The sequence below is a fragment of the Sorangium sp. So ce1335 genome, from assembly GCF_051521615.1.
Taxonomy (GTDB): Bacteria; Myxococcota_A; Polyangia; order Polyangiales; family Polyangiaceae; genus Sorangium.
Window position 1 is genome coordinate 6,960,574 of the sequence record NZ_CP150363.1, and the last position, 14,519, is coordinate 6,975,092.

The 14,519-nt window shown below is 71.0% G+C and carries 9 protein-coding genes; 1 reads left to right on the top strand and 8 read right to left on the bottom strand.

The annotated features are described in order from the left end of the window. Positions 1-244: 244 nt before the first annotated feature. From WMF24_RS25780 to WMF24_RS25815, 8 genes are all read right to left on the bottom strand, one after another. Positions 245-2,092 (bottom strand): ATP-binding protein, encoded by a 1,848-nt coding sequence (locus WMF24_RS25780; RefSeq protein WP_437730037.1) that lies wholly within the window; start codon positions 2,090-2,092, stop codon positions 245-247. A 263-nt stretch (positions 2,093-2,355) separates the two neighbouring features. Further along, entirely contained in the window at positions 2,356-4,257 is a 1,902-nt protein-coding gene (locus WMF24_RS25785) for a hypothetical protein (RefSeq protein WP_437730038.1), read from the bottom strand. Between the two features lie 52 nt (positions 4,258-4,309). Continuing rightward, the gene (locus WMF24_RS25790; protein ID WP_437730039.1) at positions 4,310-5,167 is read right to left on the bottom strand and encodes a hypothetical protein; all 858 of its coding nucleotides are present in this window, start codon (positions 5,165-5,167) and stop codon (positions 4,310-4,312) included. A 721-nt stretch (positions 5,168-5,888) separates the two neighbouring features. After that, complete coding sequence (locus WMF24_RS25795; protein ID WP_437730040.1) at positions 5,889-6,224, bottom strand: hypothetical protein; 336 nt, start codon at positions 6,222-6,224, stop codon at positions 5,889-5,891. Positions 6,225-6,449: 225 nt separating this feature from the next. Next, complete coding sequence (locus WMF24_RS25800) at positions 6,450-7,433, bottom strand: hypothetical protein (RefSeq protein ID WP_437730041.1); 984 nt, start codon at positions 7,431-7,433, stop codon at positions 6,450-6,452. Next, positions 7,433-8,806 carry a DUF4150 domain-containing protein gene (locus WMF24_RS25805; protein ID WP_437730042.1) on the bottom strand — a complete coding sequence of 458 codons (1,374 nt, stop codon included), beginning with the start codon at positions 8,804-8,806 and terminating at the stop codon, positions 7,433-7,435. Before WMF24_RS25805 ends, WMF24_RS25800 begins: the two co-directional genes overlap by 1 nt. Continuing rightward, the gene (locus WMF24_RS25810; protein ID WP_437730043.1) at positions 8,803-9,876 is read right to left on the bottom strand and encodes a DUF2169 family type VI secretion system accessory protein; all 1,074 of its coding nucleotides are present in this window, start codon (positions 9,874-9,876) and stop codon (positions 8,803-8,805) included. Before WMF24_RS25810 ends, WMF24_RS25805 begins: the two co-directional genes overlap by 4 nt. A 225-nt stretch (positions 9,877-10,101) precedes the next feature. Beyond that, positions 10,102-11,994, bottom strand: coding sequence for a type VI secretion system Vgr family protein (locus tag WMF24_RS25815; RefSeq protein ID WP_437730044.1), 1,893 nt, complete (start codon positions 11,992-11,994; stop codon positions 10,102-10,104). A 287-nt stretch (positions 11,995-12,281) separates the two neighbouring features. Between WMF24_RS25815 and WMF24_RS25820 the strand changes: the two genes are divergently transcribed. Further along, positions 12,282-14,429: a DUF2169 family type VI secretion system accessory protein gene (locus tag WMF24_RS25820; protein ID WP_437730045.1), complete on the top strand. Its 2,148-nt coding sequence runs from the start codon at positions 12,282-12,284 to the stop codon at positions 14,427-14,429. Positions 14,430-14,519: the final 90 nt, after the last annotated feature.

The following is a 14,519-nucleotide window of genomic DNA, read 5'->3' on the forward strand; positions in this document are numbered from 1 at the left end:
ATCCTACCGTCGCGCGCTCACAAGGAGAAGGCGGCGCGCCCGGGACGCTCCGCTGACGTGGGCCTTGCGTGCGCTCGCCGGCCCGACGCGTGATGTCGTGCCGCAGATCCCGGATGGCTCGTGATCTTCGATCGGCGGCCGGACGCGCCGCCCCTCGCAGAGCGCCTCTCGGCCGCGCCGGCGACGACCCCGGGGGGGCGGCAGGTGACGCTGATCCGGGCCTGACCGCGCGCCGCGGAGCGCCTCACCCGCGCGCGCCGCGCGAAAGCCCGGAAGGCGAGGCGAGATCGGCGAGGAGACGCTCCAGCATCGCCTGCGTCACGGGCTTCGTGAGGTGAGCGTCGAACCCCGCGGCGTGGGCGAGCCGGCGGTCGTCGTCCTGGCCATAGCCGGTGAGCGCGACCATCCGCGTCGCCTTCAGGGCGCTCTCGCCGCGCAGCGCCCGGGCCACGCCATAGCCGTTCATGTCCCCCGGGAGGCCGATGTCGCAGAGGATCACGTCGGGCGGCGCCGTGCGCGCGGCCGCCACGCCGTCCGCGCCGCTGTGCGCCACGGACACGGCGTGGCCGCGGCGCTCGAGGAGCATGCGCAGGCTGTCGGCCGCGTCGTGGTTGTCCTCGATGATCAGGATGCGCCGCGCGACGCCGGCGCTCGCCGCCGCGGCGGGGCGGCGCGCGGCCGCGGCGCCCCGGGGCCTCGGCGCGGCGGCGTCGAGCGGCAGCGCGATCGCGATCTGCGCGCCGCGGCCGACGCCGGCGCTCGCCGCGCGCACGGCGCCGCCGTGGAGCTCGACGACCCCCTTCACCAGCGCGAGCCCGAGCCCCAGGCCGCCGCGGCTGCGGGCGAGGCTGCGGTCCGCCTGCGTGAACGGCTCGAAGATCCGCTCCAGGATGGCCGGATCCATGCCGATGCCGGTGTCCGCGACCTCGACGGTGACGACGCCGCGGCCGGGGTCGGGCACCACAGAGAGCCGGACCGAGTCGCCGTTGTCGGTGAACTTGTTCGCGTTCTGGAGCAGGTTGCCGATCGCCTGGGCGAGCCGCGTCGCGTCCGCCAGGAGCCATACCGGCTCGGTCGGCAGCGCGAGCTCGAAGCGCACGCCGCGCGCGTCGAGCAACGGCCGGTAATCGAGCGCCGCGGCGCGGGCGAGCTCGACGACGTCGAGGCGCTCGGCGGAGAGCGCGATCTTGCCCCGGGAGATGCGCGAGATGTCGAGCAGGTCGTCGACGAGCCGGGTCATGTGGCCGATCTGGCGATCCATGATGGTGCGCGCGCGATCGACGACCGGGGTCGCCGGGCCCGCGACCTTGAGCAGCTCCACGGCGTTGAGCAGCGGCGCGAGCGGGTTGCGCAGCTCGTGGGCGAGCATCGCGAGGAACTCGTCCTTGCGCCGGTCGGCCTCCCGCAGGGCCTCCTGGGCCTGCCGGAGCTCGGCGACGAGCGCGGTGAGCTCCCGCTCGCGGGCGCGCAGCGCCGCCTCGGACGCCCGGCGGTGGGCGATCTCCTGCTCGGCGACCTCGTGCCAGCGCACGCGCTCGATCGCGAGCGCGCACTGCTGGGCCATGGAGAGGACGAACGCGCTGTCGTCCGCGTCGAACGCGCGCGAGGCAGGAAAGCAGAAGCCGAGCGAGCCGACCGTGCGGGCCTCGACGACGAGCGGGAACGCGACGACGGCGCCCCCGTGCTCGACGCCGTGGACGCTGGCGAGGACCGGATAGCGCGCGTTGCGCTCCTCGCGCGTCGGCACGATGACGGGCGCGCCGAGGCGCGCTGCCTCGGCGACGGGCACGGGGGAGTCGACGGGATACTCGACCCAGTCCGCCTCGGTGTCGACGGGGACCCCCTTGAAGCCGAGGTTGCGGAGCGTGGCGCCGTCGCTCGACAGGAGCGCGACGACGCCCACCTCGGCGTCGAGCGCGGGCATCCCCTGGTCGATGATGGTGCCCGCGATCTCGGCCAGGGAGCGGGCCCCCGCGAGCGCCGCGGTGATGGCCTGCAGGCGCTGGAGCCGCTCGACCACCCGCTCGAGACGGGGCGCTACGCCCTCGGAGACGGACCCTGAAGAGATGGGCTGCCCATCGAATGATTGCATGGTGGCTCCGGGCCGCCGAGAGCGTAGCGCAGACCGGCGCCCGAGCATGCCGATCTCGTGGAGATCACGCAGGAAACGACGCGGTACGCGCCGGGTTATTTTTCGCGGCGCAGGCGGATCGTGGCCTGGTCGTCTCGTGTCCGTTTCGGCCCGGCGGCGCGGAGCGCGGAGCGCGGGTCAACGCAAGGACGCCTGGACGGGGCGCGGGGACATGGGGACACGGGGACGCCGTGACACGGGGACGCTACAATGCAGGGCAGTTTTCATTCCTGCGCCCCTGCGTCTCCGCGCCCTTGCGGCGAGGGCTCTCCCGGGAGCCCTGGCGCGGCCTCGGGCGCCGGGCGCTGGAGCGTCAGCAGGTACGACGCGATCACCGCCGCGCGCCGGTCCTTGCGCTCGCCGAGGAACGCGCCGACCTCCCCGGCGAGGCCGGCGCGCTGCCCGTGCTCGCCGAGCGCCCGGAGGCGCGCCCTCACCACCTCGCCAACGAAGGCGCGGGTCGCGCCCTGCTGCGCCTCCGCCGCGCGGATGGCCTCCATCCACGCGCGCACGATCGCGGCCGCCGTCTCCGGCCGCGCGGCCGGACCGCCGGAGGCGTGGAGCTCGAGCACGCGCTCGAAGGCGGGCTGGAGGAGGCTCCACCGCCGGGCGGCGCCCTCGCCGAGCGGGATGGGCGCGAGCGCCTGCGCCTCGATCCAGGCGCGCAGATCCGCGTGGCGGTCGATCCAGCCGAGGTGCTCCGCGAGCGCGCGCGCGGCCACGGCGCCGACGGACTCCGCGTCGAGCGGCGTCGCGAGCTCCGCGTCGAGCGGCGTCGCGAGCGCGGCGTGCTGCTCGCCGCCGCGCCGGTCGGGCGCGCTGAGCTGCGCGGGCGTCGCGGACAGCAGCCGCAAGAGGAGCTTCACCCGCCGCGCCTCGTCCACGCCGTCGAGCCGGAGCGCCACGCGCATCCGGCAGAGCGCCTCGGCGCTCAGGCGGACGCGATCGCCGTCGAACGCCGGGGCGACGAGCGCGTCGAAGCGCCGGGACGCCTCGTCGGGCGGGAGCCACTGCCCGAGCTCCTCGAGCACGCGGCAGCGCGGGGCATCGAAGCGCAGGGCCGCGAGCTCCGCGTCGAGGTCGCGCACGCGCGCGAGCACGTCGGCAGCGGAGACCCGGCCGCCCGCGGGCTCGGCGTCGAGCCAGTCCCGCCACACGCGAAAGCGGTCCCGCCGCGGCGGCGGGAGGCCTTCGCCCGCGACCGATCGCTGCGGGACGTCGAGATCGTGGAGCGCCCCGCGCGCCACCTCGGCCAGGTCCCGCGCGCCGCCGGCGATCCCCTGCGCGAGCGGGACCTCGCCCCTCGCCGCGAGGACCCGCTCCACGAGCGCCCGGGCCTCATGCCCCGCGCCGAAGCGCACGGCGTACGTCCCCAGGTCGGCGAGCCGGCGGATCGCGAGCTCCAGCCCGATGCGGTCCGCCGGGCCGTCGAGCCGCCGCGCGAGGTCGGGCACCCAGGCGCGCAGCAGCGACGGGCCCGCGTCGCCCTGCGCGCGCCCGGGGTGGCCCCGGAGCGCCTCCTGGAACAGCGCCGTCGCGGCGCCGTGCAGGAGGAGGAGCTCGCGGGCGTCGCCGCTCGAGCGGAGCCGATCCAGCACGAGCCGCCGGCCCTCCGGCGGGCCGTTCACGAGATAGGACGGCGGGAGGCTCGCCAGGGCGAGGTGCCTGACGAGCGATGGCGGGGGCGGAGGCCCCGGCTCGTCCGGGCCGAGCTGGTAGGCGGTGACGCGCTCGTCGCCGCGCGCGACGAGCGGCACGAGGATGCGCGGGTCGTGCACGGTGCGGAGCCGCGCGACGAGGAGGCGCGAGAACACGAGCGGGTCGGCGCGGAGGGCCGCGGCGTTCTCGTCGGCGAGCTCCTCGCCGCAGCGGGGCGCGTTGGCGAGGTCGCTCACGTCCGGGAAGAGCCCCGGGAGGGCCTCGAGGATGCGGGCGCGGACGAGCGGAGAGGACGCCCGGTCGGCGCGCTCCCGCTCGCGCCGCATCAGCGCGAGCATCTCGTCCGACGCAGGAAGGCCCACCCGGGGCGCGGGCCCGGTGAGGCAGCGAGGGGCGCCGGCGGTCGTGCTGCCCGCGCAGGCGCACAGCGAGAACGAGAGGGCGGCGAGGGCGGCGAAGCGTCTCACGCCGCCTCTTGTACCAGCAGCGAGGCCGCACGACCCGCGGGGCGAGCCCCGCTCAGTTGGCGAAGAGCGTCACGCCGAGACCGGGCCTGAATGTGCCGAAGAAGGCGCCCGGACCCCCTTCCGCGCTGATCACGCCGCCCACCATCATGCGCGCGTTCACGGAGAGCCGCGGCGCGATCCAGTATTCAAGCCCGCCTCCGGCACCGAGCGACACCGCGGAGGCCGCGCTCGATCCGGGCTCGCCGGTGAACGGATCACCTTCGTCGCGCGACGTGGAGGTGGAGAGGCGATTGTACATGGCCTCGCCGACGAAGAAGGCGTGCATGTTCTCCCCCAGGTCGCCGAAGAAGGCGACCACCTCGCCGCCGAGCGCCAGGCGCAGCTCCGTGTCGTCGCCCGACACGCCGATGCCCGCCCCAACCACGCCGGCCAGAGACACCGTGTCGCTGACGAAGCCGCGGAGGGAGAGGGTCGAGGTCGCCGGGACGTTCCGGTCCGCCGCGGTGAGCGCGCCGCCGAGCGTGACGCCGAAGCCGGTGAGGCCCGCGCGAGGCCCCCGCCGCTCCTGGGCGGCCACCCCGGGCGCCGGCGCGGCGGGCGCGGTCGGAGAGCCCGCCGTCGCGGCCGTCGAGGCAGCAGGCGCGCCCCGCTGGGCGGCAGGGGCGCCCGACGGAGCGGGCGGAGCGCCGGGGGTCGAGGCGTCCGTTGCCGGCGGCGCACCCGGACTGGCGGGCGGAGCGGCCGAGCCTGGAGCGGCGGCGGCCGGCGCCGGAGGCGAGGCCTTCTTCTGCTGTTCGATCTCCTGGTTACGGCGGTAGGTCTTTATCTCGGCGAGCCGCTGTTGCGCCGTCTTGCCCTGTCCCGCACAGCCAGTGGCAAGCACGAGGAGCGCAACGAAGAAAATTCCCATGTAGTTCCTCCAGGATGCGGCGCGCGTATACCACCGCGTTCGAGGAGGCAATGGAGCGGCAGGACTCCGTCACGCGGGCCTCGCGCGCAGCACCGATGGCGGCGCCCGCGTGGCACCACGGCGGTCGTGAAGCCGCTCGGCACAGACCGTGGCAGCGCGAGAGCCCCCGAGCCTGATCACTTGGACCCACGGGTCCGGTTCCGGCAGCGCGTTCAGCTGGCACGGAAGACCGGCTCGGTGGCCGCGTGGATCGCGGCCGAGAACGCGAAGGGCCAGCGCTGTACGTCCTCCGGAAGACGCGCTCCGGGAGAACCCCCGCCTCGGCCCGAAGCCAGAGCTCGTCGAGCTCGGGGAGCTGGCGCATCGGGGCGCGTGCTCGATGCAGACGATCCGCAGGCGCCTTGGGAGGGAGCTGCCTGCTGGTCGGAAACTTTCCCAAGGACCTCGCGCAAAGTGGGGCTTTACGCCGAAGGAGGTGAAGCAGATCGTGGCGCGGGTGAAGCGCCACGTCCGGCGGAGGCGACCGCGATCCCCGGGAAATACGTTGAAGAGTCAGAACTCGGGGGGGTGGAGCCTGCGCGACCGACTTCGGAACATGGAGACCCTTGGCATATCCCGCTAACTCGCAGGCTCCCTCGCTCCAGCTCCGCCTCGACGTCCTCAGCCAGTACCGTGAACCCGCGCCATCGTTCGTTCAGTCTGTTCGCGTTCGCCGGTGCACCTACAGCGTCTTCCCGCTCAGGGACACGTCGACCACGATATCGCGAGATGTATCTGGAACCGGACCCCAACTGTTCCCATTCCACCGTTGTAGTCCGACGCTGGCCTTGGTTATCCGCCCAAAAGGATCGCCGTAATACTCCGAGGGAATCTCCACTTCCCTGCCTAAGGCCTCCGCAAGGGCTTGCCGTGCCCCAGCCTCGTCGTACTCGCCGTACGCTCCGCCGTTCACTGTGAGCCGCCACGTCCGCAACGGGTCACGAGGGGGTGCGGCCAGCCTTACGGCCTCTCGCATACGCATGACCTCCGCTCTCGTGGCCGTTTCTTTCTCATCCATGTGCCTCCTGTCAGCTTGCCGTGGCCGCATCATGCTCTGGCGCATTCCCTCGGGCCCATCCATGTGCCGGTGCTGGGCCACGCGGTCGCCGACGTTGGGCATCCCGCGCACTATAGCTCCAGGACGCCTCCGGATCGCTCGGGCCACCTTCTCCACCTCGCTCGCGACCCCCATGCCCCGCCGCGCACGCTCACCACACCCTCGTCGCTCTCCGGCCCCCTCCGGTCACGATTCCTCTCCGCTCCTCGGATTATCGGGGTGGTGGATCCGGGTCCATGTCTCCCCGTCGAACCGGGCAATGTCCTTAGGTCCAACGCACCAGAGGACGCCGCCAGCGTGATCGACCGTGTGTACGTACGAGAGATCGACGGCGAGATCGGTCCGCGCGCGGACGACTCGACGGCGCGCTTCGTCGTATTTAAACAGACCGAAGTTGGACCCCAGATACAGGGTCCCCTCGTACCAGGTAAGGTCGTGAAACACCTGCGGGCTGCTGTACGCCCACAGGGAGGAAAAGCCGGTGCGGTGATTGCCGACGAGAAGCGCGCCGCGCGCTCCTGCGAGCCAGACGCGCTGCTGATTCTCGATATGAATGGCGCGCAGGGGGCCGACGCTGGGCAGTTTGATGCGCTGCCACCGCGACCCGTTCCAGTGATGGAGGCGCGCCTCGCGACCGGAGGGGCCGGGGAGGTCTCCGGCGACGTAGAGATCGTCCTCGGCGGCGCCGTCGATGGCGTTGAGGAGCAGGAGATGCGGCTCGTCGGCCTTCTGCAAAAGGCCTTCATCCATGCGCACCCACGTCGCCGGCCCGAGGCGCTTGTAGGCCTGGCCGCCGTCGCCGCACACGTAGAGATGATTGCCAATCTGTCGGATGGATGACACGTAGCCAAGCTTCCGCGATGTCGGCCCGCGGAGCCCCGCCTCCGGGATGCGCTCCACCACGCGGCTGCCCGCGCCATCGAGTTCGACGTCGCCCTCCTCCGAGAGTGCGCAGACCACCGGATCCGCTCCGGGGGAAGCGTGGTACTTCGCGTATCCGACCGTGGCCCAGTGTACGTCGTGCTTGGTCCACGGCTGCGGTCGATCGGGCTCGTAGCGGAATAGGCGACTGAACTCGGCGTCGGGCGGCATCGCTTCAAGGCGGCCGGAGACATGGATACGCCTCTCGGAGGCGGCGAGCGCACACGTAAACTCGACACGGGAGGTCATCAGTCGTCTTTCGCCTGGCTCTCGTACGCGTCGCGCGGGTCGCCCGGCGGCGGCTTGGTGGTGCGCACCGGCACCCTGCGCCATTTCTGATATCTCTTCTCGGCCTCACTCCGGAGCTTCTCCCTGCACTCCTCCCACGCCCGACTGTGCTTTTTGACCTCATCTACCGCATCGAGCGAGGCGTCGAGCACGTCGCCAAGCGGCGCATACCCCTCTTTACCGAGCTTTTCGACCGCCGGATCGGCGATCCGATGGACCGCATTGTGCTCGTGCTTGGGCAGGCAGATCGCCAATCCGTCGTCGATCCCCGGCAGCTCCGGCATGCGCGAGCTCGAGTCGTTGCGAGTCCCGTAGCGAAATACGTAATCGGAGGGTACGTGGTGCGCGTCGTGACCGGGTGGACAAGGGTCCTTGCCGCCGCTTTTCATGTCGCCGTAGTTGCCGATTTTGCAGGGATCGGCCGGGTCCGAGATGCGCTGCTCGGCAGGCAAGTCGCCGCGCTGCGGCGCACGCAGGTCGCCGTCCGCGATGCGCTGCTCCACGCGCTTACGGAGCCGCTCGAGCGCCTCCTCCGGGGTGAACAGCCTCTTCCCGAACAGCGGTTTATCGGTGGCCCACAGCTCACGCTCGAACTGCAAGACATCGTTGAGATCTTCCTGGTTTTTCGGGTCTAGCGAGAAGCCGTACTCCTTGTTGAGCGTCGGGATGTGCGCCAGCGCCTCCTCGTGGTCGATGCTCTCCTGTGGAGTAATTAGCATATCCGCGAGCAGCTTCGCGACTAGGCCCCACAGCCCGCCTTTACCCCCGGGCGCTCGCTGCGTGGACCCGGGGTGGAGCCCGCCCCGCGTCACGGCGCGCGTCGTGCCCTTGTCCGGCGCCTGCGTGCCCGTGAACTCGCCCTTGGTGTCATTGTAGGCGAGCTGCGTCGGCTTGTCGGACGCGACCCCGAGCGGCTCGGGGTCGGCGTCGCTCATCGTGCGCGCGTCGCGCACCCAGATGAGCTTGCCGACCGTGTTGCGGTTGTTCATCCACCACTCGTCGCCGTGGCGGATGGCGTTCTTGCCCTCGATCCGGACGTTGGGCGCGTAGGTCCTGGGCGTGCAGACGCCGCCCACCGTGCCTGATTTGACACCCTTGGCAGTGCCAGGCTCATCGCCGTGGCAGGTCGTGATCTCGGAGCCGAGCTTGTGCGAGCGCTTGCCAGTCTGGTAGACCGACTCGGCGACGCCGGAGGCGGTGTCGTTCTGCTTCGCCCAGATTGAGTAGGGGATGGGGACGACGGCAGCGCCGACCGGCGTCTTGCAGACGTCCGGGCACGTCGAGACGATGATGCCTTCACTGATGTCGCGGCTGCCCTCGCGAGGTAGGCTCATGTGTCGCCTCCATGCGCGGCGAGGCCGCGCTCGTCGCAACCCGGGATCGAGGTGGTGTCTGCGATCCGCCCGCACCTGAGCTCGACGTGGGTGAAGCCCGCCGAGAGCGCGACCCAGGCGCGCCACGTGAGCGCAACGCGCCACGGAGCTTCGCCCCGCAGGTCGACGTGCAGCCCGTCGAGGTTGAGGCGCACCGACACGCGAAGCCACCCCCGCCAGCAGAACCAAGCCCACGGCGAGAGCCCGGGCAGGGCGAACGCGATGTCCCCGCCGCCCGGCACGAGCCCCGTCAGCGCCACGCCCTCATCGCCGTGCAGGAAGCCGGGCAGGATGAGACCTGGGGGCGCGGTCTGGTAGAAGCGGTAGTCGAAATCCTCCGGGAGCTGCGGGTGCCGCGTCGCGACCCATGCGTCGTCGTACGTACCGGCGAAGCGGCTCCGCGACTCCCAGAAGGGCGGCACCGGGCCGAGCCCCTCGGGCGCGGGCCGCGCGAGCGCGTCGCGGATGGGGTCGCGCTCGCTGTCGACGGTGGGCGCGCGGAGCGCCCGATCGGTGGGCGTGTGGTGGCGATCGATGACGCCCGCGCCGATGGGGTTGCGCGCGTCGACGTTGCCCTCGGGATCGCCGATCACAGGGCCGCCGGCGGCGCTCCGGTAGTCGATCGGTGCCCGCGCGACGGGCTCGCCCTCCACCAGTCGGAAGCGGCCGCTGTCCGGCTCCCACGTGCGCGGCGCGTGGACGCGAAGGGCGCGCGCGTGCTCGCCGACGCGAACGCCCACCGTCCACGCGCGGGCCGGCTCGCCGAAGGGTGCGTGTGCCTCGCCGAGGAGGGTGACGTCGGCGGCGGGCTTCCAGGGGATGAGATCGCCGACGCGGAGGAGCGGCGTCGCCTGCGGGGCGCCCTCGTACTCGTCGGAGAGGACGAGCGCTTGGTCCGGCGCCGGCGAGAGGCGCCCCTCTGCCGAGAGGAGGAACTCGGCGCGCACGGCGAGCACCGCCATGTCCATGCCATCCCGGTGCTTCTGCTCGAACCCTAGCGCGGCGAAGGGGGTCGCGTTGGAGGCCAACATGGCTAGCGGCGGTGGACGGCGACGCGGGTGCCGTCGATGAGGTGCGTCGCAGCAAAGGGGGTTCGATTCACGGCCAGCATGGCACTGCTCACGTAGAATCGATGACGAACTCGGTCTCGGGTCCCTGCATGGACACCAAGGAGCACGACACCGGACGGGACGCCGCAAGATGTCGATCGGCCTGAAGCTTCGGGCTCGAACCGCTTTCTGCGACCGCCTTGAGGGCTAATTGAGATCGATCGGATGGCCGAAGACCTGAACATGCTCGCTCCCATCGACCAGGATCCTGACGCCCTTGAGCGTGATGTTGCCGTCCTTGTCCATCACGAGCTGCGATTTGCCGCACGTGATTTCAATCTTCTCCCCGACGTCGATGGTCTGATTCCGGCCAATCTGCACAGTCTCGTCGACCCCCACGGCGCGGGCGCGGATCATCCCCACCGTTTCGCGCAGGATATTCAGCACGCTCTTCGTGGCGTTGTTGCCGACCGTGACGTCCTCGTTATGGCCGATCCCCGTCGTCCGGTCGCGGCCGATCGTCGTCTCCTGATCGTTCTTGACGAGCTTATGGAGGTCCTTCTCGGCTTGCATCCTGACGAGCTCGCTGCCGGCCTTGTCCTCGAACATGATCTCGTTGTAGCCGCCCGTGGACGGGCTCGAGTTGCTCTTCAAGCCGCTCTGCGTCTTGTTCGCGGGCAGCGAGTAGGGGGTCTTCTGGAGGTTGGTGTACACGCGGCCGACGATGATGGGCCGGTCCGGGTCGCCCCCGAGGAAGTCCACGATGACCTCCTGTCCGATCCGCGGCAGGTTGGTGCCGCCGAAGCCGGCGCCGCCCCAGGGCTGGCTGACGTGAATCCAGCACGACGAGTCGTTGTTCATCTGGCTCTCGCGATCCCAGTGGAAGTGGACGCGCACGCGGCCGAACTCGTCGACGTGGATCTCCTCGCCGGGCGGACCAACCACCGTGGCGCTCTCCACGCCCTGCGCGCGGGGCTTGCGCGTGCGCAGCGGCGGTCGGTAGGGCGCGTCGGCGCTCACGGCAACGCAGGAGTGCTCCCACACGCCAGGGACCTCGCCGGAGAGCTGGGACTCGAGGACGAGCAGCTTCTTGTCGGGGCCGAGCTCGCTCTTCGGGTGCTCGAGGAACGAGAGGACGGCGCCAGGCGCGGGATCGATGACGTTGGTCTTGAACACGATCTCCCGTGCCGAGGCGCGCTTCGCCTCCAGCCGACGCTGAGCGAGCGCCTCGCCCTCGGAGTCGTCCGCGCGATACTTGCCCTGCTCGTCGGCCGTCGGCGAGCTCTCGCCCTTTTGACTTTCGAACAGGAACGCGCCAGGCACGTAATGGAAGCGCTCCAGCTGATCTTCCACGGGGCCGGCGCCGGACGCGGTGGCCAGGAGCTTGTAGTTCGCGGGCCTCCGGTAGTCGTGGTCCCGCACCGTGTACTTGCCGGGGCGCAGGCGGCGGCCGACGACGACCTTTGTGACGTGCTCGCGGTCGGCGTCGGTCGGGTGATCGCGGTAGGCGATGGGCACGCGGGCGACGTTCGCCTGGGGGCGGTCGTCGAGGACGAGCCGTCTCTCGCCGCCGCTGTCGAAGTAAAAGCTCACCCCGGCGTCCTCCAGCATGCGGCTGATGAAGGTGTAGTCGCTCTCGCCGTACTGGACGCGGTACTTGCGCTTCTTGTACTCGCTGGCAAGCCGCTGCGCCGGGGAGATGCCCCACTCGCCGAGGAGCTGCAGCACGATGTCGACCTCCGACTTGTGCTGGAACATGCGGTAGTTGCGGCGCTGGGTGGCGAGCCAGAGCCGCGGGACCAGGGTCAGCTCGTAGGTGGAGAGGTGACGCTCCTCGACGGCCACCTGCTGGAGGTGGCTGCACAGCCCGGACCAGCTGCGGGTCCGGTTCGCGTGCGCGGTGAAGGTCATGGGCTGGCCGATGACAGCCTCGAAGTCGATATCCGGGTTGTCCGATACGGCGACGATCTTGACCTCGAAGAGCGAGGACATCCGCTCGGTGACCTGGAAGCGACGCACATCGAGCATGTCGCCCGAAGCGATCTGCGCCTCGGCTCGGTAGTCCCCGGAGTTCGTCAGGTCAGAGAGTCTGGTTCCCATATTTCGCATGATCCGGTGCGAATCGGCCACGGGCATTCCTCACCCGGTCTACCCTGCCCTGCCAGAGCGGACAGCCGATGCTAGCCGGCAGTCTTCCCGATCACAAGAGGGGGCGCGCGCGCACCGCACGGTCATGGCTCCGACGGTCGCGACCGTTGCAGAAGGTCGACCGCGCACGCATTGACGCCCGTGTTGCTGTGTGCAGTATCGTCGGCGGAGTGAAGGTCGTCTCCCTCTCGCCGCTCCCCGTTGGCCTGGTCGTGTGGCAACCTCATCCAGGCGCCTGGATGCAGACGTTCGTCTGTAAGGGCACGTTCAACCTGCGCCCCCGGGTGTGTGCCCTCGCGGCCGAGCAGGAGCCGATCCACGTATCCGAGCGCCACTGGCGCGACGACCCGTACTGGAGTCTCTACGCGGCCTCCGACCTCGTACCCCACCGCCTCCGGGCGGACATCGTCCTCGTCGGCCACGCCTTCTCACCGAACGGCACGGCAGTCCGATCCCTCACCGCCCGCGTGATCGTGAATGACGTCGACAAGGCCATCGAGGTCCACGGAGCTCGCAGCGTCACGCAGCACGGCGTCCTCGATCAGAGCTCGCGCTTCACCAAGATGCCGCTGCTCTGGGAGTACGCGGGCGGCGGCCCCGGCACCTCCAACCCCGTCGGCATGCCCCCCCATGCTCGCGACATCCACGGGCGACGCAACCTCCCCAACCTGCAGCGTCGAGGCGCTGTCGTCATCGGGCCGGACGACGTCATCGAGCCCGTGGGGTTTGGACCCGTTGCCTCCGGATGGCCCACCCGCCGGCAGAAGCTGGGGCGCCACGCGGCGACGTTTCCCGTCAACGACTGGCACCGCCAGCCCCTGCCCCCGGACCTCGACGTCCGCTACTTCAACGCCGCGCCGTTTGACCAGCAGACCACCGCGCTCCGCAATGACGAGCGGCTCATCCTCGAGCACCTCCACCCCGAGCACCCGCACCTCGTTACGAGCCTCCCGGGGCTCCACCCCCGCGCGTACGTCGACCGCCCGGGCGAGCCCTCGCAGGCCGTCCCCATGTGGCCCGATCTGCTCTGGATCAACACCGACCGATCCATCTGCACGGTGACCTGGCGCGGCCAGGTCCCACTCCGAGAGCCGCAAGAGGCCGGGCAGATCCTGGTAGCGCTGGAGGGGCCTCATCGGACCCTTGTATGTAACGACAGCGAGGGCCTGCCGAGGCGTTCTGAAGTGGGGCTCGCGAGCGACCAGGCAGCCGGCGGCGCGATGAGTGAGACCGCCCTTCAAGCGCCCTACGATCAGGCGCACGATGGCAGTAGCCCCGCCCTCAACGAGGATGACCCTGAGGTCCGCACCCTGACGTTGAACGTGGACCAGGATCTCGTCGTCTCCCTGCCGGCCCTCCCGTTCGCCACAGTGCCCGCAGGCCAGCCCGCTCCCCCGTCGAGCCCGGCGCAGCGCCTCGTAGGTCCCCCCTTCGGGCAGTCCGCGCCGCCAGCGGCCGCGGTCCCCCCGTCGAGTCGGGCACAGCACCTCGCGGATACGGCCGCCGCGTTCGTTCAGGCCGCGCCACCAGCAGCCGCGGTACCGGCAGACGCGGCGCAGCCGCCCGACGATGCGCTCGCTGCCACCGACGCGGCTTCACTGGTCGCCACGAAACCCGCGTTGCCCTTCGTGCAGGGCGAGCGAGCTGAGCCTGCGCCACGTCACCAAGCAGCGTCGTCGCCGCGAGGCGCGGTGCCCGCAGAGGCTCCTGACAAGGAGCTGCGTCCGCCGCTTGTCGCGCTTCCTCCAGCGCTGCCGCCTGCGCTGCACGCGCCGCCTGCGGCTGAGCGGGATGCGACGTCTCCGCCCCTGGCGGCAGAGGAGCCCGTCCCTCCTCCCATGCTCGGCCCACTGGCGAGGCCAGACCTGGGGGCGACGGAACCCTCGGCAGACGAGGCGCCCGAGCCTGGCACCCATGCGAACAAGCCTGATCCGCTCCCCGCGGCGGAGGAGCCCGCACCGCCTCTCGCGGCCTACCCCATCGAGCGTTGCGCAGTCGTTGCAGCGACGCTCGCGCAGCGGCCGGGGGACTGCGACACCCTCCTCAAAGCGGAGGAGCTCACGCCGAAGACCTGGCAGTGGCTGCACGCACACTGGCTTGACGAGATACAAGCCGAGTTGGCGCGCCGGAAGAAGAAGCTCCTGTCAGCGTACGACGCGGCCTACGTGGCGGCACTCGAGAAGGAGCGCGGGCCGATCACAGCGGGCGAGTACGCACAGCTTGTGATCGCGGCCGAGCAGGGGCAGGGCCAGACGGCACTGGCCGAGCTGGGCCTGCCAGATGAGTCGATGATGCCGATCCGTCGGGTGTGGCTGGAGAGGATCGTGAAAGACCAGAAGGCGGCGGCAGAGGTGCGGGCTGCGATGCGGAAGGCGGACGAAGCTTGAAGGCGGGCGCGCTGAGCGGCGGGAGATTCTGACATCGACAACCCACGCGTAACCTCGCGAATTCAATCGGGTCCCGAAAGCGTCGAGCGC